Origin of the sequence: Micromonospora sp. NPDC047730 (genome assembly GCF_043204765.1) — a bacterium.
GTDB lineage: Bacteria > Actinomycetota > Actinomycetes > Mycobacteriales > Micromonosporaceae > Micromonospora.
In genome coordinates this window covers 21,179-41,900 of sequence record NZ_JBIDCU010000028.1, presented here as the reverse complement: position 1 = coordinate 41,900, position 20,722 = coordinate 21,179, and the positions used below count along the sequence as shown (strand labels likewise).

16 protein-coding genes are annotated in these 20,722 nt (G+C 71.4%); 9 read left to right on the top strand and 7 right to left on the bottom strand.

Annotated features, from left to right (window positions below; all coding sequences use genetic code 11):
• Nucleotides 1-119: 119 nt before the first annotated feature.
• The gene (locus ACGF5G_RS33480; protein ID WP_393270469.1) at nucleotides 120-485 is read left to right on the top strand and encodes a hypothetical protein; all 366 of its coding nucleotides are present in this window, start codon (nucleotides 120-122) and stop codon (nucleotides 483-485) included.
• A gap of 279 nt (nucleotides 486-764) precedes the next feature.
• Here ACGF5G_RS33480 and ACGF5G_RS33475 read toward each other — a convergent pair whose 3' ends face one another.
• The 3 genes from ACGF5G_RS33475 to ACGF5G_RS33465 all read right to left on the bottom strand — a co-directional run bounded on the left by ACGF5G_RS33475 (nucleotide 765) and on the right by ACGF5G_RS33465 (nucleotide 4,279).
• Nucleotides 765-1,976 (bottom strand): low temperature requirement protein A, encoded by a 1,212-nt coding sequence (locus ACGF5G_RS33475; RefSeq protein ID WP_393270466.1) that lies wholly within the window; start codon nucleotides 1,974-1,976, stop codon nucleotides 765-767.
• A 543-nt stretch (nucleotides 1,977-2,519) separates the two neighbouring features.
• Nucleotides 2,520-3,350, bottom strand: coding sequence for an ABC transporter permease (locus ACGF5G_RS33470; RefSeq protein WP_393270463.1), 831 nt, complete (start codon nucleotides 3,348-3,350; stop codon nucleotides 2,520-2,522).
• Nucleotides 3,347-4,279, bottom strand: coding sequence for an ABC transporter ATP-binding protein (locus ACGF5G_RS33465; RefSeq protein ID WP_393270461.1), 933 nt, complete (start codon nucleotides 4,277-4,279; stop codon nucleotides 3,347-3,349). Before ACGF5G_RS33465 ends, ACGF5G_RS33470 begins: the two co-directional genes overlap by 4 nt.
• Nucleotides 4,280-4,581: 302 nt before the next feature.
• On the opposite strand from ACGF5G_RS33465, the gene ACGF5G_RS33460 reads away from it, so the two are divergent.
• Together ACGF5G_RS33460 and ACGF5G_RS33455 are read left to right on the top strand one after the other, a co-directional pair.
• Nucleotides 4,582-5,265 (top strand): MFS transporter, encoded by a 684-nt coding sequence (locus ACGF5G_RS33460; protein ID WP_393270458.1) that lies wholly within the window; start codon nucleotides 4,582-4,584, stop codon nucleotides 5,263-5,265.
• 581 nt (nucleotides 5,266-5,846) lie between these two features.
• Nucleotides 5,847-6,842 (top strand): prenyltransferase, encoded by a 996-nt coding sequence (locus ACGF5G_RS33455; protein ID WP_393270457.1) that lies wholly within the window; start codon nucleotides 5,847-5,849, stop codon nucleotides 6,840-6,842.
• Here the strand turns inward: ACGF5G_RS33455 and ACGF5G_RS33450 are convergent.
• Nucleotides 6,830-8,203, bottom strand: coding sequence for a cation:proton antiporter (locus ACGF5G_RS33450; protein ID WP_393270455.1), 1,374 nt, complete (start codon nucleotides 8,201-8,203; stop codon nucleotides 6,830-6,832). The genes ACGF5G_RS33455 and ACGF5G_RS33450 overlap by 13 nt on opposite strands.
• A gap of 1,549 nt (nucleotides 8,204-9,752) precedes the next feature.
• Between ACGF5G_RS33450 and ACGF5G_RS33445 the strand changes: the two genes are divergently transcribed.
• Nucleotides 9,753-10,298, top strand: coding sequence for an RNA polymerase sigma factor (locus ACGF5G_RS33445; protein WP_393270452.1), 546 nt, complete (start codon nucleotides 9,753-9,755; stop codon nucleotides 10,296-10,298).
• On the top strand, nucleotides 10,291-11,562 hold the full coding sequence (locus tag ACGF5G_RS33440; RefSeq protein ID WP_393270450.1) for a WD40/YVTN/BNR-like repeat-containing protein: 1,272 nt from the start codon (nucleotides 10,291-10,293) through the stop codon (nucleotides 11,560-11,562). The genes ACGF5G_RS33445 and ACGF5G_RS33440 overlap by 8 nt, the downstream gene beginning before the upstream one ends.
• A gap of 93 nt (nucleotides 11,563-11,655) precedes the next feature.
• On the opposite strand, the gene ACGF5G_RS33435 is transcribed toward ACGF5G_RS33440, so the two are convergent.
• Nucleotides 11,656-12,279 (bottom strand): TetR/AcrR family transcriptional regulator, encoded by a 624-nt coding sequence (locus tag ACGF5G_RS33435; RefSeq protein ID WP_393270447.1) that lies wholly within the window; start codon nucleotides 12,277-12,279, stop codon nucleotides 11,656-11,658.
• A 97-nt stretch (nucleotides 12,280-12,376) separates the two neighbouring features.
• On the opposite strand from ACGF5G_RS33435, the gene ACGF5G_RS33430 reads away from it, so the two are divergent.
• Together ACGF5G_RS33430 and ACGF5G_RS33425 are read left to right on the top strand one after the other, a co-directional pair.
• Nucleotides 12,377-12,856: a MarR family winged helix-turn-helix transcriptional regulator gene (locus ACGF5G_RS33430; RefSeq protein ID WP_393270444.1), complete on the top strand. Its 480-nt coding sequence runs from the start codon at nucleotides 12,377-12,379 to the stop codon at nucleotides 12,854-12,856.
• Entirely contained in the window at nucleotides 12,853-14,490 is a 1,638-nt protein-coding gene (locus ACGF5G_RS33425) for an MDR family MFS transporter (RefSeq protein WP_393270442.1), read from the top strand. Before ACGF5G_RS33430 ends, ACGF5G_RS33425 begins: the two co-directional genes overlap by 4 nt.
• Nucleotides 14,491-14,704: 214 nt before the next feature.
• Here the strand turns inward: ACGF5G_RS33425 and ACGF5G_RS33420 are convergent, their stop codons facing one another.
• The gene (locus ACGF5G_RS33420) at nucleotides 14,705-15,556 is read right to left on the bottom strand and encodes a hypothetical protein (protein WP_393270439.1); all 852 of its coding nucleotides are present in this window, start codon (nucleotides 15,554-15,556) and stop codon (nucleotides 14,705-14,707) included.
• A gap of 629 nt (nucleotides 15,557-16,185) precedes the next feature.
• Between ACGF5G_RS33420 and ACGF5G_RS33415 the strand changes: the two genes are divergently transcribed.
• Both ACGF5G_RS33415 and ACGF5G_RS33410 read left to right on the top strand, forming a co-directional pair.
• Entirely contained in the window at nucleotides 16,186-17,424 is a 1,239-nt protein-coding gene (locus ACGF5G_RS33415; protein WP_393270436.1) for a S8 family peptidase, read from the top strand.
• A 187-nt stretch (nucleotides 17,425-17,611) separates the two neighbouring features.
• Complete coding sequence (locus ACGF5G_RS33410; RefSeq protein ID WP_393270433.1) at nucleotides 17,612-18,388, top strand: ABC transporter permease; 777 nt, start codon at nucleotides 17,612-17,614, stop codon at nucleotides 18,386-18,388.
• On the opposite strand, the gene ACGF5G_RS33405 is transcribed toward ACGF5G_RS33410, so the two are convergent.
• Nucleotides 18,309-20,423: a penicillin acylase family protein gene (locus tag ACGF5G_RS33405; RefSeq protein ID WP_393270431.1), complete on the bottom strand. Its 2,115-nt coding sequence runs from the start codon at nucleotides 20,421-20,423 to the stop codon at nucleotides 18,309-18,311. The two genes, ACGF5G_RS33410 and ACGF5G_RS33405, sit on opposite strands and share 80 nt — an antisense overlap.
• Nucleotides 20,424-20,722 lie beyond the last annotated feature (299 nt).

The following is a 20,722-nucleotide window of genomic DNA, read 5'->3' as shown; positions in this document are numbered from 1 at the left end:
CGGGCGCTGCTACTCGGATACGCCAGATGACTACGGCCGGAGCCGCAAGAACCGACAGTGATCCTTCAAGATTCCTGGACCAGAGCAGGGCAGGACTCGCCGGCAGCAGGGAGAAGTGAATGAAGTCGATGCGGACAGCGGCCGTTTTCGTGGCGGCGACCCTCGCGCTCGTGCTGGGCGTAGCCGCACCGGCAAGCGCCGACGCGTACTCGTACAACGGATATGGGTCGGCGAACTTCCAGAGCAACGGGGACTACATCACCCTCACCCACTTCACCTACGAAGAATACCCCGGCGTCTATGCGTCGTACGCCGAGTGGTACACCAACTACGGGCGCACCGGCTATTGCGGAGACAGCATCGGCGGGCGGATCGGCTGTGACGAGGACGTGGCGGAAAACCGATACATCACCATCCGGGTCTGCAGCCGGTACGGGACGTTCAACCAGGTCATCTGCGGCAACTGGGATACCTCGCGGACCTGAACCATTCCCGCCCGCCAGCGTCCGTGCGAGCCGTCAAGGTCCGCTGGACGTGGCGGGCCTGGCGGCGGCCCGCTCCCCTGGGGCGGGCCGATGGCAGACGGTGAGGATGGTGGGGTGGGTCGCCAGCTTGGTCTGACTCACCGATAGGCCGACGTTGCTGTCGTTATCCCGATTCGTCGGCCGGTTCGGTGGCCCCGGCAGTTGCATGTCACCGGTCAGGCGGGCGGCATGGCACCCGAGCGCAAGGTCATGCGGAAGTTGGGGCGGCTCCGGGCCGATCTAGGGGCCTTCTGGCCGAAAGCCTCCAGCTAGGGCCGCCTCGCGCAGTTCTCTACGCCGCCTGCCGGCGACGAGGACCTCCGTGATGACCAGGCTGGCGCAGACAGCCGCCAACAGGCCGAGCGCTACCACCGCCGAAAGTTGGCTGGCCGCCGGGATGAGCGCCACCAGCAGCGCTACGGTAATCAGACGCGGCCAGATGACCCGACTGAGCAGGCGCGTGATCCGCAGTTGGAAGCCGACGTGGGAGAACAGGAACAGGGCTGCTCCACCGTAGAGGGCGTAGAGGCCCAGGCCCTCCAGTCGCGCGGCCGAATGGTGCAGTTCGTTGTCTTTGATGATCGTCACCACTTTGTGCAGCCCGAGGGCGAGCAGCATGATGCCGGCGATCATCGGCAGGTGCAGATAGCTGTAGGCGTCGCGGGCGTAGGCGACCCGGCGCTGGACGGGGTTCTGGATCAGCGTCCGCTCGGCGGCGATCGCGACGACGTCGAAATAGGTCCAGCCCAATGCGGCGGCGATGACGATGGCGAAGACGAGGGCCGCGATGAGCGATCCAGTCATCGGCACGCTGCTACTGATCAGGCCAACCGCTGTGAGCGACTCGCCAAGGGCGACGAGCACGATGAGGCCGTGCCGCTCCGCCCAGTGCCGGGCCGAGATGATGTGCCACCCCCACGACCGCATCAGCAGGGCGCGGCCGTAGTCGATGACGATGGCGAGGATCCAGAACCCGGTCTGGCTCGCCTTGACCAGCCACGGGTCGTGGAACAGTCGCTGCGGCAGGACGGCGGCGGAGAACAGAAGGACAGAGGCGACGAACAGTGGCGCGGCGATCAGCAGGACGACGCGCGGCCCCGTGCCTGGAATGGCGTACCAGCGCAGCGCCAGATGCACCAGCCGAACGACCACGAAGCATGCGACGAACACCATCGGGCCGGAAAGAGCCGCGCCCCGGAGGTCGGTGAATGCCTGCCGGACCGCCACCGCCATTACAAGGGTGACCACCGCCACGAACAGCAGCGCAATCCGGATCAGCCCGACCCGAGCTTGGAGGCTGTTGCCCAACCAGGCATAGATGGACCACGTCGACCACAACAGGGCCAGCGCAAGCATTCCGTTCAGCACGCCGTGGCTGGTGAAGTCGTCCTCCATCAACGCAACGACCTGGATGAACGCGAGGACGAACACCAGATCGAAGAAGAGCTCCACGCTGGTTACGCCGACGCCCTCGCGTAGCGGTCGAATGCCGCGCGGCGCCCGCACTGACCTGTCATCGGACGCCCCGTCGTTCCCACTTACCACAGGGCAGAGTGTGGCAGCCGGCCACACCGAAGATGCCGGAATCACTGATCGCGGTCGACCTCGTCGCCGAGATGATCGTTGCTTGGGGCCAAGGAGTCGCCTGGGCGCGGGGCACAAGACAGCGTGAAACGTCGTCGACCAGCAACCATCGATGACAGCCGAAAACACCCTGTGAACAAGTGCCGAGGGCTGTTACCGCTGGTGGCGGGCGAGCGGCTCTTAGCTCCGCTTCAACGTCTGACCCCTGTCCACGGTCATCCTTCCTGGCCAGGTGGCCAGCGCCGCTAGGGTCTGTGTCGAAGTCGGGCGCCGCGTGGGTCGCCCGATGGTCGTCCGGTTCGTGGCACAGCTCGGTCCCCTGGTTGTCGTATGCGGGCAGGCGCCCGCCTGGTTGCTGCTCGCCGTGGACGCGCTTCGCGAGTGGAGCGCGCACGATGCCGGGACCCTCGATCATCTGTGCCGGGGCTCCCAGCGGAAGTACCGGCGTGCCACGAGAAGCGACACCACCAGCCAGGCCAACAGCACACCGAGGGACGGCAGCACCGCGACGAAGGTCTCGGCGAGAGTCAGCGCCTGGCCCTCGTCGGTGTGGGCGAGCCAGCCGACCCGCATCACCTCGGTGAACGGCCCGCTGGGCAGGAACCAGAGCACCCGCTCCAGCGACTCCGGCAGCGCGCCGAGCGGCAGCATCGCACCTGGCGTGGCCAGGAAGATCACCATGGTCGGCAGGGTGGTCAGCATGGCCGCTTCGGACGTGCGGGTGACCGCAGAAAGCGCGGCCGAGAACGCCGCCATGATCGCGGACCCCAGCAGCAGGGCCACCGCGATGACCAGCGGGTTCGTCGGCCCCGGCAGACCGAGCACCGCGACGGCGTAGCAGGCCAGCACGACGAACTGGGCGAGGAACATCAGGATGGTGCTGCTGGCCGTGCCGAGCAGGATGGTGCGGTCCGAGGCAAGCCCGGCGCGCAGGCGCTTGAGCACCAGTTCCTGGCGGCGCGAGGCGTACACGGTCGTCAGGTGATGGTGCACCAGGAAGACCATGACCAGGGTGGTGACGCTGACGACCCTGCGGACGCCGGGCACTGTCTGACCTGCGTAGCCGCTGACGAGCAGGATGGCGATGATCAGGGGGGTGCACACAGACATGGCAGTGGCCGTCCAGTTGCGGCGCAGGGCCAACAGTTCCATCTTCAGCAGCGCGGTCACCTGCCAGAACGGTCGGGTGGCCCGGTCGCCGGGTGCGGTGGTCGAGGTCTGCGTCGTCATCGTCTCGCTCATCGGGCGGTCTCCGGATCCGCGTGCTGGTTGGTCGGATCGTGGTCGGCGGCGATGTCCAGGAAGACATCCTCCAGGGTGGCCGGTCGCGCTGACAGCGCGGAAAGTTGGACGTCGCTCGTGTTGGCCCAGTCGAGCAGCCGGGTCAGGTCGGCCTGGAGCTGACGCGACTCGTACGTGACCCGGTCGCCCTCGACCGAGCGCGTGGCGTGCGGCAGGCCGGGGGGCACGTCCGCCTTCGGCAGCCGGAAGGTGATCCGGGCGGGCAGGGTGCGGACGATGTCGTCCGGGGCGCCCGTCGCTACGATGTGCCCACGGCGCATGATCGCCACCCGGTCGGCGAGCACCTCCGCCTCTTCCAGATAGTGCGTGGTGAGCAGCACCGTCGTGCCGTCCTGCTGGAGTTCCCGCACGACGTTCCAGGTGCGCCGCCGGGAGGCCGGGTCCATGCCGGTGGTCGGCTCGTCGAGGAAGAGCACCTGCGGCCGGCCGAGCACGGCCAGGGCCAGCTCCAGCCGCCGCCCCTCGCCCCCGGAGAGCTGCTCGACCGCCACGTCCCTCCGGTGGGTCAGCTCGACCAGTTCCAGCACCTGCTGGGAGCTGTACGGCCGGACGGTGAGCGAGCGCCAGATCTCCACCGTTTCCCGAACCGTCAGCGAGCCGGTGAATCCGCCGTGCTGGAGCATCACCCCCGTTTGTGGGCGCAGCGCGGCCCGGTCCCGCACCGGGTCCAGCCCGAGCACCCGGACCCGGCCGGAGGTGGCCGGCTGCAGCCCCTCCAACACCTCGATCGTGGTGGTCTTTCCCGCTCCGTTGGTGCCGAGCAGGGCGAACAGCTCACCACGGTGGACCCGCAGCGACACCCCCCGGACCGCCTCGAACTGCCCGTAGTTGCGGCGCAGGCTGTCCACTTCGATTACGACGTCGTCCATGCCTCCGAGGCTGCCGCTGACCGGCGACAGAGCCAATCCACGCCGTGTCATGCCCCGGCCATGCGGTATGCACACACCGTCCGTGCGCGCCGCACACCGACCCTCCACCAGACCCCTCCACCGCAAGGCTGGATGGTGGGCGTTTGCTCGGAGCGGCCCGGAGTCGGTGAGTGACAAACTGGGTGACGATCACGGCGGACACTCATGGACGGGCCGGGACGCTGCCGCCGACGGCCGAGCGGCCCCCGCCGGGCTCTGTGCGAGCTATTGGCGACCGAGGGTCGGGTCCATACACTCACCGCGTGATCCCGCCCGGATACCCCGCACAGGCCCGACCATCGATGGTTCGCCCGCTCTGGTCGCTTGCTGGCCCAACGCTCAGTGCGTTGCTCGCCGTCGGACTCCTCACCGCGCCCTTCGGACCGCTGGTCAGCGCGATCACGCGCGACCTCGGACTGTCCACCGCGGGCATGACAACGACCGTGGTCGCACAGTACGTGGTGGCAGCGGTGGCCCTGGTCGCGCCCGGCTACCTGCTCGGCCGGCGGTGGCCCACTGTAATCGCGTTGCCTGCGCTGGCACTCCTTATCGTCGGCTGCGTCGTGAGCGCGTTCACGCCGGGGCCGGCACTGTTGGCGGTCGGGCGGGTGATCGTCGGGCTGGGGGCCGGAACTGTGGCCGGTGTCGCCCTCGCCCTGTCCGGTCAGCTGGTCCGCTGGCGCTCCCGGGCCCGGCTGGCGCTCGGCCTCGCGCTCGGCGCCGCTCTCCTGATCGGACCCGTCGCGAGCGGCATGCTGGCGCAGGCGCTGAGTTGGCGGACGGTGTTCCTGGCCGAGGTGCTGGTGGCCACGGTCGCGCTGTTCAGCACCATAGCGAGCGGCATCGCCATGTGGGTCCTGCGTTCGTCCCGGCCCAACCCGCCGGCCACCCCTGCTGCCACAACGCCGCGCCCCGGCACAACCCGGACCGGTGGCCCAGGGCGCTGACGATCCGGGACCGCCGTGGCCAGTGGTCGGACTGGCCCGGACTCCCGGCGTTGTGGAATTCCCCAAGCTGACGCTGCGTACTGGCCTCGACCGGTGAGCAGTCCGCACAAGGCTGTCCGTGCTCTCTTTGGCGAGGACCGCCACTTCAACCCGCGACCCACGTGGATCGGCAGCTTTTCAAGGACCGCCTGGCCAGCGTGTCGACGCCTGATCCGCCGCTGATCCACCTGCGGCAGCCGGTGGGCGGGGGAGCGCTGGCACCTGACCGAACTCCCCGAATGCCGCCCCCGGCACGCCGGCCGCCATACCACCGCAACGGACGAGCCGGTCGGGCGTCGTACCGCCGTGGCGATGGACGCTTACCCGACAGATCGTGGCGATTGTCGTTGGCGGAGACGAAGGTTGTGGTCGCGGTCTGAACACGGGGGAGGCGCTACACGATGGACGCGTTGTCGGAATCGCAGTCGGTGGCGGGACCTCGCGGGTCTGCGGCCGGGCCGCCGGCAGGGCAGGGCGAAACTCCGTGGCGGGGTTTCGTCCGACTGGCCCGACTCCGCTTCCTGCTGTACAACCTCCTGCCGGTGGGTCTCGCCGTGGCGGTGTCGGTACACCAGGGCCATCCGCTCGATCTCACGTGGTACGCCGTCGCGCAACTGTTCGCGTGGACGGTCCACGTCATGACGCACTACTGCAACGAGTATTTCGACCTGGCGGCCGACCGGGCGAACGTCTACTTCACGCCATGGACGGGCGGCAGCCGGGCCCTCGTCGACGGGGTGGTCGCACCCGTGGTGTCGCTGCGCGCCGGAGTCGTCCTGTTCGGAGTGTCGGCGTTGATGGTGGCTGTCATGCCGTCCTGGCAGGCGCGCGTGCTCGCCGCCGCAGCCGTGCTGCTGGCCTGGTTCTACACGGCGCCACCGTTGCGGCTGAACTACCGGGGCGCGGGGGAGATGACGGTCGCCGCGATACTCAACGGCCTGTGGCCGGCCGTCGCGGTGGTGCTCCAGACCGGCACCGTACCGATGCTGCTGTTGGCCGTGTTGGCGCCCACCGCGGTGCTGCAGGTCGCGCGGATGATGGTGATGAACCTGGGCGACCGCCGATCGGACGCGATGGTCGGCAAGCGCACGCTGCCCGTCATCATCGGTTACCGACCGGCGGTGCGGGTGATCGTCGGTGCGCAGCTGGTCGGGTACGCGACGCTCACCGTCTTCGCGTTGCTCGGCTGGGTGCCGTGGCTGGTCTGGGCGGCGATGGCCGCCACCGCGCCGCTGTCGGCCTGGCTCGTCGGGCAGCTCCGGGGCGGCGCGATGCGTGACCTCGACCCCCGGCGCATGACACCGGTGGTGTTCTGGGCCTCGAACCACGTGTCCCTGATCGTCGCGGCGGCGATGCTGGGCGTGATCCTGGATGCGGCGCGCCGCTCCGCGGACGGTGGTGCGCTGGCCGTGCTCGGCGCGGTTCTCGCCGGCTACGGGATGCTGTTCGCCCACCGTCTCTGGTTGGCGCGCCGACACTCCGAGCGCGGGCAGGATCACGCCCCGCGTGCGCGTCCGGAGCCGGCTCAACGAGGTTGAGCGGACGGCTCCCGTGGCGCCCCGGTCGGGTGACCGACTTCCGTCTCCGCCACGATGTCGCCGTCGGAGACCGGTGGGGTCGGTGATCCCGACCGACGTTGGATGAAGTAGTACAGCGGTGTGGCCGCCAGGGTGGTGATGACGGTCATCAGGGCCAGGACGGTGTACAGCGCCGGCGTCACCAGTCCCTTCTCCAGGCCGATGTTCAGCAGGACGAGTTCCATCAGTCCGCGTGCGTTCATCAGGGCACCGACCGAGGCCGCGGAGCCCCACGGTAGGCCGGCCGTGCGGGCACCGATGGTGCACGCCACGCCCTTGCTCAGGAAGGCCACCAGGACCACGATCACCAGGACCAGCAGCACACCGGGATCCGTCAACACGCTGAACTGCGTGGCCAGGCCGGAGTAGACGAAGAACGTCGGTAGCAGCAGCCGGACCGTGACCGGCTCGATGCACGCCCGCAGGGCCTCGGTGAAGCGGCCACGGGGTATGGCGACGCCGAACAGGAAGGCCCCCACCACCGCGTAGATCCCGACCGCCTCGGTGTACGCGGCACAGAGCAGCAGGATGATCATCGTGGTGATGAGCCCGGCGGGACGCAGTCCGTTGTCGTCCATGGCCCAGCGGGCGAGCCTGGCGGTCAGGGCGCGACCCACGGTCAGGACCACGAGGACGTAGACCAGACCACCGCCGAGGGCGAGCAGCGCGACCGACGCGTCACCCTGGGCCGAGGAGACCACCACGGCCAGCAGGACCCAGGCGACGGTGTCGTCGACGGCGGCGCACGCCAGCGCCACCGTCCCGGTGGGGCTGCCGCCGAGATTGTTCTCGTGGATGATGCGCGCCAACATCGGAAAGGCGGTGATCGCCATTGCCGTGCCGACGAAGAGGGCCGCCTGCCATGCGGACACCTTCTCGTCGAAGAAGGTTCGGTCGCTGGCCAGCATCCAGCCCAGCACCGCGCCGGTGGCGATCGGTGCGATGACGCCAGCGACGGACGACCCGAACGCCGAACGGAGGTGTCCGGTCAGCACGTCGGTGCGGAACGACATCCCGACGACGAACATGTAGAGGACCAGACCGAGTTGACCGGCCACGTAGAGCACGATCAGCGAAGGGTGGGCGATGCGGCTACCGGCGTCGCCGGCGCCCAGATGCAGCGTGGTCGGGAACAGCCAGCCTTGCAGGGCGGGCAGCAGGAGACCGAGCAGCGTCGGTCCCAGCAGGAAACCCGCGACCATGTCGGCGACGACCTGTGGCTGACCCAGTCGGCGGAGGAGGAGTCCGACCGACCAGCAGGTGAACAGCACTACCGCGAGTTGGAGGAAGAAGTGCAGGGACAGGGCGAGATTCGACGGCATCGTCACCTCGGCGGTCGCAGGCTTGGGGTGCGGGCAGGAAGAACTGACGCAGGCCGTACCGCGGTGGTCGACGCCGGCACCGGCGGGAGCCGCGCAGTTCGCCGATGACCATGAGGTGATCGCCGGCCGGACGGGTGGGGCACCACGTGGAGGTCCGCGGTGGCGCGCGCGCCGTCGGCCGGCCAGGACAGCCTCCGGACGGCGAGGTTCGCGGCCGTACGCGCGAGAACTGGTGTTGCCAGAATGTGGACGTGCGCGTCGCACCGCCGCCGTGCGGCAGGTCGAGCGAGGAATTCGCGCAACTCGGCGCGGCGCCGGACGTCGCGTCCGTTCGCGCGCCGCCGAGAAGTGGCCGCGGCAGGCGCGCATTTCCACTGGCGAGCAGGTCGTTGCCCGTGGCCGACCAGCGCGACCCGCCGGGGCGAGAATGGCAACCCCGGGAGAGTTCACGCATCAGGTCGCGGAAGTCCTCTGGCTTCATCTGTCGTCCTTTCGGGGCGACGGTTCGCCGACAACGCGACTGCGTCAGATAATCGTGTTGCGCAAGCGGATACGTCAATGATTCGTCGCTTGGTTCAGCAATCGTGGAGAGCATCTGGCCGCCGGCGGCGTGGACTGTAGGCCGTAGGCGGGTGGAGGCGCGGCGGGGCAGGTCGGTGTTCCGAGGGCCGTGAAGATCCTGGTAGCTGCCACTGGTCGGGTGGCTGCGGATCGGCCTCGAAGTGCTGGTGGGTTCCTCGCTCGGCCAGCCGGGCCGACGGCGAACTCGGCCGGTGCGGCGCGGGCTCGCGTTGATGCGTGGTGCCAGGCGAGTTTCCCGTGGGCGGTCGGCGGGGCGGGTGACGAAGGCGCGGCAACGAGAATTGGGCCCGCAGGAAATCCCACGACTTCGATGCCCATCGGGGCATCCGCTTCGCAGGAAATTGATCACCGCTGGGTCGGGGCCGAGATCACGGATTGCCTGTTGGGTTGGCGTGTGGGGCGTGGCCAAAGCGGGGACCGCGGTTCGGGGATTGTGTCGAGGGGTGCCTGCCGGCGGGCAATCAGACGAATGTCGATTGTCGGGCCCGGTGACCCTTGACCCGATTATCTTTCCTATGCCATTCTCGGTCGTCGGGACTCTGCAGCGTATTCAGGGTCTGACTCTGCCCTCCGATTGCCGTGCGGCAAAATCTCCCCGACCCGTCTGTCTGCGCTGACGTCGGGGCAGCGCCGGGTGAGGGCGACCGTGGGTGGGAAGTTGACCAGCAGGTGCGCACGTTCAGCCTCACCGTTGAGCTCGACCAGCTCGCACTCGACGTCGGCGCACATTCCTCCTGCCCCATCCGACACGGCCGGAGGGCATCAGCACCGCCGCCGACACGGCGGGCAGGATCCCTGCCCTGACTTCCGTCTGACCCAGAACCTGGACAGTGACCCGTCGCTGCCCCGCGACGCTTCGCCCGTCGCTGCGGTGCGCGAGCGAGCGGCGATTCGCCGAGCCGAGGTGTCACCGGGGCGGCTGCTGGTTGGTCTCAAGGGGTGCAGAGGCTGAGCAGGAGGAGACGATGTGTCGGAGATCCAGGAGCAGATCCGGGAGTTGTACGCCGCCGCGGCGTCGCGCCTGGTGTCGCAGTTGTTCGCGATCACCGGTGACTACGCGGAGGCTCAGGACGTAGTGCAGGACGCCTTCGTGCGGGCGCTGGCCCGGCCGGGTCGGTTCGGCCAGGTGGAGCATCCGGAGGCGTGGCTGCGTACGGTGGCCCTCAACATCGCCCGGAGCCGGCACCGACGCCGGATGGTCTTCGCCCGGCTGGCGCGCTCCGGCCAACTCGACGGTGGACAGCGGGGGACCGCGGGCATGTCGCCCGACCACGTCGCCCTCGTCACCGCACTCCAGCGGCTGCCGCGCCCGGCCCGTGAGGCCGTCGTGCTGTACCACATCGCGGACATGACGGTGGCCGACGTGGCGGAGGCCCTGGGCTGCTCCGTGGAGGCGGTCAAGACCCGCCTCGTCCGGGCCCGTCGTGCCCTCGCCGTCGGCCTCGACGACACCGCCGACAGCACCACCGTTCGACCAGCGATCGTGAACGAGAGAGGTTCTCTCCATGCCTGACCTGGACTTTGCCGGGCTCGACCGGGCCGCCCAGGCGGCCTTCAGACCGGACTTCACCGAGGTGCGGCGCCGGGCGGCACGCCGTCGACGGCACACCCGCGTGGCCGCGGCCGCGCTGACCACGCTCGCGCTGGTCGCTGTCGCCGGGATCGCCTCCGCCAGTCTGCACCGCGCGGACCCCCAGGTGTCCGTTCCCGGCCTCGGCGGGACCCCGACGCCCGGCTTCATCCCGACGCCAGCGCCTTCCACCAGCCCCGTCCCCGGTGCGGCCCGGACCCCTCGCCCGGGCCCCGTGGTCGCGGGGGACCTCGACCACTTCTACTTCCGCTGGAAGAACTGCCGGGAGGACGACTGCGTGCTGATGGTGTCGGGCACCGCCGACCGTGGGGCGACCTGGCGCAGCCGCGAGCTTCCACTGTCCGGCAACGCGCTGGTCGCCCTCGCCACGGCCGGGCAGCGCACGCTGATCGCGTCGTACCAGATCGACGTCGGAGCCGGAGACCGGCAGGGCTGGCTCGCGAGCGTCGACGGCGGCGAACGGTGGCGGGAGGTGACGGCGGACACCGCCGTCCAGGTGCCCGACGGATGGCGCGTGCTCAACCACATGCTCGGCCCGCGTGCCGACCGGATCGTGGCGGCGGACCCGGCCACGGGTGACGTCGTGCAGGTGGCGCAGAGCACGGGGCTGGAGTTGCCCGCGCTCGCGGAAGACGTGCCGCCCGAGGCGGGCATCTGGGGCAGCGGCTACGCGGCCGTGGACACGATCGACGGCCGGCTCGTCGGCCGGGGCAGCGCGATCACGGTGAGCCGCGACGGAGGCCGTACCTGGCAGCGACACGTCTTCGCCGGGCCGCTCACCGCCGGCCACGACGTCGCGCTCGACGTGGCCACGTGGGACGGCCGCACCGTCTACGCCGTCGGCAGCATCGACGGCACACTGGTCGTTTATCGCAGTGGTGACGGCGGCCGGACCTGGCAACGCACCGCCGGCAGCGCAGCCGTCGGTGACCGGCAGCTTCGCGCCTCCGTCCGGTCCGACGGAACGCTGGTCATCCAGGCCGGTCTCGTCGCCGACGACAGGCCGCTGATGTTCAGCAGCGGCGACGGGGGGCAGCGCCTGTCCCCGGTGGAGCCCGCGCCCGGCGCGGCGGCCGTACCGGTACCGGGCGGATACGCGCAGGGCGGCTGGCCGCACACCCCGGGCACGTGGTGGTCCGCCGACGGGAACACCTGGTCCTTCCTCGGCGCGCCCGACCTGCCCTGACGCGGGGCTCCCGCCGGGCCGGCACCGCCCGGCGGGAGCGAGGCGGAACCGGGCAGCGGTGGTGCGGATGCGTACGCACCGTCCGCTGCGGGCTCAGGTGGTGCCGGGTGGGGGAGCGGCAGCCTCGACAGCCGGTGCGGCGGCCGCCCCCGCGAGCGCGGCCCGGAGGGTGTCGCGCAGCGGCCCGTCGGGGTGCTCGATCCAGTGCTGGACGGCGACGCGCAGGGTGGCCAGGAAGGTCGCCGCCAGGACCCGGGCCCGCAGCTCCGGGTCGGGACCGACCAGCCGGTGGACGAACTCGTCGGCGAGTTCGCGCTCGATGGTGGTGTACGCCGCGATCTGCTGGGCGACGAGTCCCGGGTGCCCCCGCAGTTGGCGGCGGCGGACCAGCCACGAGGGGGGCGTGTTGCCGTACACCTCCTCGGCGAGGTGCTCGGCGGCCCGGCTCAGCGCGCGCCACGGCGGCGCGTCGGGCGGTTGCTGGCGGACCAGCTCCAGCAGTCGGCGCAGTCGTACGGCGTCGCCGTGGAAGATCGCCTCCTCCTTGCTGGAGAAGTAGTTGGAGAACGTCCGGCGGGACACGTTCGCGGCGTCGGCGATCGCCTCGACGGTGACGCGGTCGAGCCCGTGCTCGGAGGCCAGGCGCAGGGCCGCCTCGTGCAGGGCGAGGCGGGTTGCCGCCTTCTTCCGCTCCCGTAGTCCGGTGGCCTCGTCCATGCCGTCAGCCTAGTGCCGACGTGACTCGTTTCTCATTGCGCAAACTTGCTCATTGGGCAAGATCGGCAGATGCTTGTATGCGGCAACCATCTGCGATGTGGGGGAAACGGTGGACGGCACCGCTCGTCAACTCGGCACCAGGCTGCACGAACTGGTCCGGACCGTACGGCTGATCCGGCGGCGCCGGGCCGACGTGCGGCCGCTCGTGCCGCTCGGCCTGGTCGGCATGCTCATGCAGATCGACCGGCTTCCCGCCGGCTGCCACGCGCGGGAGCTCGCCGCCCGCACCGGGCTGGACCCGTCGACCGTGAGCCGCGCGATCGCCTCGCTCGTCGGGCTCGGCCTGGTCGAGCGGGGCGCCGACCCGACCGACATGCGGGCCCGGGTCCTGGCCGTCACCCCTGACGGCCGGGCCGCGCTGGCCGAGATCTTCGACTGGTACGGCGGGGTGCTCGACCGGGCGCTCGCCGACTGGACGCCCGACGAGATCGCGGCGCTGAGCGGGGCGCTCGGCCGGTTCACCCGCGACATCGAGACCGCCCTCGGACACCACGACAACCTGGAGGCCGCGCGATGAGCGCACCCACCACGACGACCGGCGACACGCCGATGACGCATCGGCAGACGCTGGAGGCGCTCAGCGGCCTGCTGCTGGTGCTCTTCGTCGCCATGCTCAGCGGCACCGTCGTCTCGACGGCGCTGCCGAAGATCATCGGCGCGCTGAACGGGTCGCAGACCCAGTACACGTGGGTGGTCACCGCCACCCTGCTCACCGCGACCGCGACCACCCCGATCTGGGGCAAGCTCGCCGACCTGTTCAACAAGAAGCTCCTGGTGCAGGTCGCCATCGTCGTCTTCCTGGCCGGCTCGGTGGTCGCCGGCCTCGCCCAGACCGCCGGCCAGCTCATCGCCGCGCGTGCGTTCCAGGGCATCGGCGTCGGCGGCCTCCAGGCGCTCGTCCAGGTCGCCATCGCGGCGATGATCCCGCCGCGGGAGCGCGGCCGGTACAACGGCTACCTCGGCGGCGTCATGGCCGTGGCGACGGTCGGCGGGCCGCTGCTGGGCGGGCTCATCGTCGACACGTCCTGGCTCGGCTGGCGCTGGTGCTTCTTCGTCGGGGTCCCCGTCGCCGTCATCGCGCTGATCCTCCTCCAGGTCACCCTGCGCCTGCCCACGGTCCGCCGCGACAACGTGAAGATCGACTATCTGGGCGCCACCCTGATCGCCGCCGGGGTCAGCGTGCTGCTCATCTGGATCTCCTTCGTCGACGACTCGTTCGCCTGGGTCTCCTGGCAGAGCGCGGCGATGGTGGGCGGCTCGGCCCTGCTGCTGGCCCTGGCCGTCTGGGTGGAGGCGCGGGCTGACGAGCCGGTGGTCCCGCTCGACCTGGTCCGCCAGCGCACCACCGCCCTGGCCATCCTCGGCAGCCTGGCGGTCGGCATGGCCATGTTCGGCGGCGCCGTCTTCCTCGGCCAGTACTTCCAGATCGGCCGCGGCTACAGCCCGACGGAGGCCGGGCTGCTCACCATCCCGATGATGGCCGGTGTCCTCGGCTCGTCGATCGTCGTCGGTCGCCTGATCACCCGGACCGGGAAGGTCAAGCCCTACATCCTCGTCGGGGCGGTCGTGCTCGTGGCCGGGTTCGCCGTGCTCGGCACCATCGACCACGAGACGTCGCTGGTGCTGGTCGGCGCGGCCATGTTCATCGTGGGCGTCGGGGTCGGCATGACCATGCAGAACCTCGTCCTCGCCGTGCAGAACACCGTCTCCCTCAAGGACATCGGCGCGGCCAGCTCCACCGTGGCGTTCTTCCGCTCCCTTGGCGGCACCATCGGGGTGTCGGTGCTCGGCGCGGTCCTCGCCCGCCGGGTCACCGAGCAGATCACCACGGACCTCGCCACCGCGGGCATCCCCACCTCCGGCGGGGGGACCGGCAGTCTCAACATCGACGCCATGCCGGCCGTGGTCCAGCAGATCGTCCGGGCCGCGTACGGCGACGCCACCGGACACATCTTCCTGATCTCCGCGGCCATCGCCGTCGTCGGCGTCCTCGCGGCGGCCCTGCTCAAGCCGGTCACCCTCCGCACCAGCCTGGACCTGCCGGACGCCGCCACGTCGGCGGCCGTCGCCGCCGACGCCGTCGACGGCGCTCCCGCCTTCGACCAGGTGGACGTGGACGCCGTGGCGAAGGAGGCGTCGGCCCGCCGCTGAGGTCCGCCCCACGCCCGCCGGGGCCGCCGCCGTCTTCCTACGGCGGCGGCCCCGTTCGTCGGCGGGGAGGTGGAGTCGGCGTCGGGCCCGCACACCCGCAGGACGGTCGCGTGGTCGAGGGCGAGGCAGCCTGTTCCGCGACGGGTGGGGCGGACGCGGGAAACACATCGGGGAGGGACGGTGACCGTCCCTCCCCGATGTCGAACGAGCCGCCTCAGGACAGGAACTTGTCCAGGGCCGCCTCGATGGTGCCGGAGTCCGGCGACGCGTACGCCTTCATGGTGTTCTTGTTGTACGAGATGAAGCTCGGGCACCGGTTCGCCGGGGCGCTCACGGTGCCGCCGTCGCCGATCTTCTCGCCGGTCTTCGCCGCGTAGAAGGTCAGCTCGTAGCGCGACGAGACGTAGTCGATGGTGACCTGCTTGTCGGAGCTGTCCTTGTACTGGCACTGGCGCGGCGTGCCCTCGCTGCCCTCCACGAACTTCAGGCAGCCGACCACGGAGACCGACTCGAAGTCGGCGCTCTTGGCGTAGTACGGCTTGTTCGAGGCGATCGACTTCGACGACCAGAACGTCAGCCGGTCGGGGTTGTTCGAGAAGACGTACGCCTTGGCACCGGCCCCGCCGTTGTAGGGCGCCGCGTTGAGGATCTGGCTGCCCTCGCAGACGTCGCCCAGGTCGCTGGAGTAGCGGGCGGTCACCGCGTTGTTGCTGTTGCCGGGATCCTGCGACTCGGACTGCCCCGGGGTGGGGGTGGCGTCGGTGCCGGGTTCGCTGGACCCGCTCGGGGTGGCGGACGCGACCGGGGTGGGATCGTCGTCGTCGTTGACGAGGACGAACCCGACGCCGGCGCCGCAGAGCACGAGCAGGACCACCACGGCGGCGGCGGACAGGCCGATGATCAGGCCTTTGTTCGACTTCTGCGGCGGCGGGACCGGGGCCCCGAACTGCGGTGGCTGCCCTGGCTGGCCGTATCCGGGGTACCCACCCTGAGGGGCCGGCGGCCCGCTCCACGGGGTGACGTTCGGATCCGGCTGCCCTCCATACGGAGGGTGACTGTCGGTCATCTGAAGCCCTTATCGCTGTCGATGTGTGCCCAGGCACGGGGATCATGCAACAGGGTAGTGAGCGCTCCAAATCTCGACAGTTGCCGGCGATCCAGTCGAGGTCCGGGTCATGGCAGCCAAGAAACCGGCCATCACCCTCCGTGTAGGAGGCGGCAGCCCTGAGTCGAGGGGGGTGGCGGCGGCCCGGCGGCGTCGGGGAGGCGGATCCGGGCCGTGCAGCGGGATTCCGCTCCTCGCACCGCTCAAGTGCGGACGCCGCGCCGGGCGCGCCACCCCCGTGACGAGGGTCACTCATTCCGTCGGTCCGCGATGTGGGCGGCGCCGCGCGGCCGGGCGCTTCGGTCGGTCCGCGGTGCCGCCCATGTCGGGCGCGGGGGTGTCGTCGCCGCCGTCGTCGTCGTGACGGGTTGCCCGGTCGGCGGCCCGGACGACCATGGATGCCGGCCCATCTCAGTTGGATCCTTGTTCGCGCAAGCCTTTCACGTGCGGTTCTTCAACATCGTCCTCACATCGTGAACACCAAAAAAATATACGAACATGAATATGATGGCTAAGGTTTCCTCATCGTCCACCGCCTGCCGGGTGCGCCACGAGCCACCCGAAGGCCACGACAGTAGGAGGACCGGGAGATGACACTCCCTCGCACTCGACGGCGTACCCTCGCCGGCGCGGTCGGCGTGTTCGCCAGCGCCGCCATGGTCACCACCATGATCGGCGCCCCGGCGGCAGCCGCCCCCGGCACCGGCGAGATCCGCAGCGCCGGCGGCGCGACGGCCGTGGCCGACAGCTACATCGTGGTGCTCAAGGACAGCAGCGTCGGCGGTCGCGCCGGCACCCGGCAGGCCGAGGTGCGCAGCAGCGCCGGCTCGCTGGCCGCGCGCTTCGGCGGGACGGTCGGGCACGTCTACGGCGACGCCCTCAACGGCTTCGAGGTGCGGCTGTCGGAGCGGGCCGCCAAGCGCCTCGCCGCGCACCCCGCCGTCGACTACGTCGAGCAGAACCACACCGTGACGACGACCGCCACCCAGAGCAACCCGCCGTGGGGCCTGGACCGCATCGACCAGCGGGCCCTGCCGCTCAGCGGCACGTACACCTACAACAGCAGCGGCACCGGCGTCACCGCGTACATCATCGACACCGGCATCCGGACCACCCACGTCGACTTCGCCGGCCAGGCCGTCGACGGCTACGACGCGATCGACAACGCGCTGCCGGCCGCCGACTGCAACGGCCACGGCACGCACGTCGCGGGCACCGTCGGCGGCAACACCTACGGCGTCGCGAAGAACGTCCGGCTGGTGGCCGTGCGGGTGCTGAACTGCCAGGGCAGCGGCACCTGGGCGCAGGTCATCGCCGGCATCAACTGGGTGACGTCGAACCACCAGGCGGGCCAGGCCGCGGTGGCGAACATGAGCCTCGGCGGCTCCTACAACAGCTCCCTGAACACCGCCGTGGCGAACTCCATCGCCGACGGCATCACCTACGCCGTGGCCTCCGGCAACTCGAACGCCAACGCCTGCAACTACTCGCCGGCCTCGGTCCCGACGGCGCTCACCGTCAACGCCTCGCAGAGCAACGACGCGCGGGCCTCGTTCTCCAACTGGGGCACCTGCACCGACATCTTCGCCCCCGGCGTGGGCGTCCTGTCGGCCTGGTCCACCAGCGACACCGCCACCTCGTCCATCAGCGGCACCTCGATGGCCTCGCCGCACGTCGCCGGCGCGGCCGCCCGGGTGCTCAGCGTCAACCCGGGCTGGACGCCCGCCCAGGTCCACTCGTACCTGGTCAGCCAGGCCACGACCAACGTGATCACCAACCCGGGCAGCGGCTCGCCGAACCGCCTGCTCTACCTCGCTCCGACCTTCTGACCCTCCGACGCCGGTGGCCTGACGGCTCCGGCGGGAACGGTCGCACCGGCCCCGAGGCGTCCCGCCCCGGGGCCGGCCCGCGTCCGGGCCGCTCTTCGCCGCCGGCGAGGTCGTCCGCCCAGATCCGGGCGCCGGTCGGTGCGAGGCCGCCGCCCCGCGGCCGTCCGCGCGCCGGCAGACTTGCCGGATGTCCTCGACGATGCTCGTGGTCGGCCCGGAGTTGGCCGCCGCCCTGGTCGCCCTGGCCGTGGTGGCGGCCGTCGTGGTCCGGGCCGGTGCGCTCGGGCACGGCCGGCAGGTGCTGGTCGCCGCGGCCCGCGCCGCGATCCAGTTGGCGGCCGTGTCGCTGCTGATCACCGCGATCGTGGTGTCGCTGTGGGCGACGGCGGCCTTCGTCGTGCTGATGTGTGCGGTGGCGGCGGCCACCTCCGGCCGGCGGATCACCGGCCGGTGGAACTGGTGGGCGGGTGTGCCGATCGCGGCGGGGAGCATGGCCGTGGTGGCGGGGCTGCTGTCGGCGGGGCTCGTGCCGATGCGGGGAATCGCCGTCATCCCGGTGGCCGGAATCCTCATCGGCGGGGCGATGACCGCGACGTCGCTGGCGGGCCGGCGGGTGCTGGACGAACTGACCACCCGTGCGGGAGAGGTGGAGGCCGCCCTGGCGTTGGGGCTGCCGGCACGGGACGCCGTCCTGCTCGTGTGCCGTCCGGTGGCCGGGCAGGCGCTGGTGCCGGCGCTGGACCAGACCCGCACGGTGGGCCTGGTGACGCTGCCGGGCGCGTTCGTCGGAATGCTGCTGGGCGGCGCCAGTCCACTCACGGCCGGGATCACGCAGCTGGTCGTGCTGGTCGGGCTCCTCGCGGTGGAGGCGGTCGCGGTCGTCATCACCGTCGAACTCGTGGCCCGGGGCCGGTTGCGTCCGGCCCGGGCGGAGCTGCTGCCTGTGCTCCTGGTTCCGGGGTGAGTTCCCGCCAGTCGGTGACCACCGGGACCAGCTCGCCGCCGGCCCACAACGGAAGTTGGTCGTCGAAGTGCGGGTCACCGGGCCTTCCGGAGGAGCCGAACGGCACGACCCAGCGGCTGTCCGCGCGGTCGGTCAGGTCCCACACGTAGCGGGCCACCGGGCCGCGCCAGCACGCGTCGGAGACGCCCGGGACGCTGGAGGTGGACAGCACGCAGTCGGTGTCGCCGGCCAGCGCGACCCGTTCCCGCATCGCGCGTACGGCCACGTCGACCGCCGGCGCCACGCCGAGGTGGACCGGGTGCAGCACGTGCCGTCGGCCCCACGGCCCGGGCGGGTCGCCCGCCGCGACCTCCGCCAGCGCCCCGGCCGCCACCGGGCCGACGTCCCCGCCCAGGCGGTGCAGCCCGGCGACCACCCCGTCGAGGGCGTGGCCGATGCGCGCCAGCGGGTCGGTCCACGGCGTGAACAGCGGGTCGAACGCGCTCGGGGCGCGCAGCGGGCGCAGGCACGGGTGGTCGTGCAGCCGGCGGACCAGGGCCGCGCGCCAGGCGGCGAAGGCGCCGGCGTCCGTGCTGTCGGCCCCCATCCGCCCGTCCCAGGCGAGCAACCGGTCCCGCAGGCGCCGCGCCGGCTCGCCGAGGCCGTCGGGGTCCAGCCGGTCGAGCGCGCCGCGCAGGGCCGCGGCCTCCAGCCGGGTGTCCATGTGCACGGCCGCCGGGCCGGCACCGCCGGCCAGCAGGGCGCGGATGCGGCGGGCGCGGTGTGGCGGGGCGAAGTCGGCGCCGAGGTCGGCGGTGTCGGGGCGCCGGTCGTTGGCGCAGACCGCTGTCCCGTCGACGGCGGTGCGGCGCGGTGGCGCGTAGCCGCCGTGCCACCGGTACCGCGGATCCCAGCCGGGCACCGGCTCCCGCCGGCACCGGTCGTCGCGGATCGGGACGAGCCCCGCGACCAGGTGGACCACCGTCCCGTGCCGGTCCGCGACGAGGACGCTGTTGACCGGCTCGACCCAGTCCCGCAGCGCGTCGGCGACGTCGTCGGCGTTCGTCGCCCGCAGCAGCGGCAGCAGCGCGTCGAAGCCGAGACGCCCCTCGACCCGGCTCGGGGTGCGCAGGCTGATCGCCTCGCCGGTGTCCCGGTCGTGGTCGACGACCGGCCCGCGCGGCGTCTCGATCACCTCGACGGACTCCGGCTCGCCGCCGCGTACCTCGATCCGCTCGACGTGGCGGTGCGCCGGCGCCCAGCCGTCCGTCTCGCGGACCAGCACCCGGTCGCCGTCGCGGCGCACCTGTTCCCGGTAGAGGTCCTGGTAGTCGGCCATCGCGTTGGTGACCGCCCAGGCCACCTCGCCCGCGTGCCCGAAGTGGGGCAGGCCCGGGACGCCGGGGAACGCGAGGCCGAGCACGTCGAACTCGGGGCAGGCGAGGCGCACCTGCTGGTAGACGCCGGGCAGTTCGAGGATGCGGTGGGGGTCGCCGGCGACGACCGGCGCCCGGCCGGTGACCGGGTCGCCGGGCACCGCCCAGGCGTTGCTGCCCGACCCGCCGGGCCCCTCGACGGCGAACAGGCCGGTCGCCGCCGGGCCGAGGGCGCCGGCGACGTGGGCGTGCCACAGCTTGTTGGGGAAGGTGGAGAAGAGCACGTGCTGGACGAGGAAGACGCCGAGCGGCGACCACGGCCGCCACGGGCCCGGCGCGCAGCCGACCGCCGCGAACTCGGGCGCCGCCGCGGCGCCCTCGGCGAGCCCCTCGTTGACCCCATCCACATAGGCGGTGACCCACCGCCTGGTGTCGGGGGCGAGCCGATCGAAGCAGCGCCGCGCGGTGTCGTCGAGGCGGGCGCGGCGGGCGAACCTGTCCCAGCCCAGCTCCGCGGGGCCGACGTGCTCGGCGAGGCGACCCTCCGAGCGCCACCGCTCGACCTCGATCTGCCAGGCCCGGTCGACGGCGGCCACCCGCCCCTGGAGGCGGGCGAGGCCGTCGACGGTGTCGGCGCGCAGGTGCGGGACGCCCCACCGGTCGCGATAGACGCCGGTCATCGCGGCGCGGGTCGGATGGGCGGCCGTGCCGCCTGCCACAGGGCCATCAACTTAGGTTACCCTCCCCTAACTGAGCCGACCGGCCGGCCCGGCTGCCGGTGGTGGACCTCCAGCCTGGTGCCCCTGGTGGGACTCGGCGTCGCGGCGCCCCGGCGCCGGTTCCGGCGCCCGCCGGGCGGCGCCCGGGGAGCGGGCGTCGGCGACGGGCGTCGAACTGAGCGAAATCGATGCGACGCGGCAACATCGTTGACACGAACTTAGGTTAGGGTAACCTAAGTTCGCTCGATCATCGGATCGCG

Coding starts and splice junctions, on each gene's coding strand:
- ACGF5G_RS33480 (WP_393270469.1), top strand. CDS start 120: ATGAAGTCGATGCGGACAGCGGCCGTTTTCGTGGCGGCGACCCTCGCG.
- ACGF5G_RS33470 (WP_393270463.1), bottom strand. CDS start 3,350: ATGAGCGAGACGATGACGACGCAGACCTCGACCACCGCACCCGGCGAC.
- ACGF5G_RS33465 (WP_393270461.1), bottom strand. CDS start 4,279: ATGGACGACGTCGTAATCGAAGTGGACAGCCTGCGCCGCAACTACGGG.
- ACGF5G_RS33450 (WP_393270455.1), bottom strand. CDS start 8,203: ATGCCGTCGAATCTCGCCCTGTCCCTGCACTTCTTCCTCCAACTCGCG.
- ACGF5G_RS33440 (WP_393270450.1), top strand. CDS start 10,291: ATGCCTGACCTGGACTTTGCCGGGCTCGACCGGGCCGCCCAGGCGGCC.
- ACGF5G_RS33435 (WP_393270447.1), bottom strand. CDS start 12,279: ATGGACGAGGCCACCGGACTACGGGAGCGGAAGAAGGCGGCAACCCGC.
- ACGF5G_RS33425 (WP_393270442.1), top strand. CDS start 12,853: ATGAGCGCACCCACCACGACGACCGGCGACACGCCGATGACGCATCGG.
- ACGF5G_RS33420 (WP_393270439.1), bottom strand. CDS start 15,556: ATGACCGACAGTCACCCTCCGTATGGAGGGCAGCCGGATCCGAACGTC.
- ACGF5G_RS33415 (WP_393270436.1), top strand. CDS start 16,186: ATGACACTCCCTCGCACTCGACGGCGTACCCTCGCCGGCGCGGTCGGC.
- ACGF5G_RS33410 (WP_393270433.1), top strand. CDS start 17,612: ATGTCCTCGACGATGCTCGTGGTCGGCCCGGAGTTGGCCGCCGCCCTG.
- ACGF5G_RS33405 (WP_393270431.1), bottom strand. CDS start 20,423: ATGACCGGCGTCTATCGCGACCGGTGGGGCGTCCCGCACCTGCGCGCC.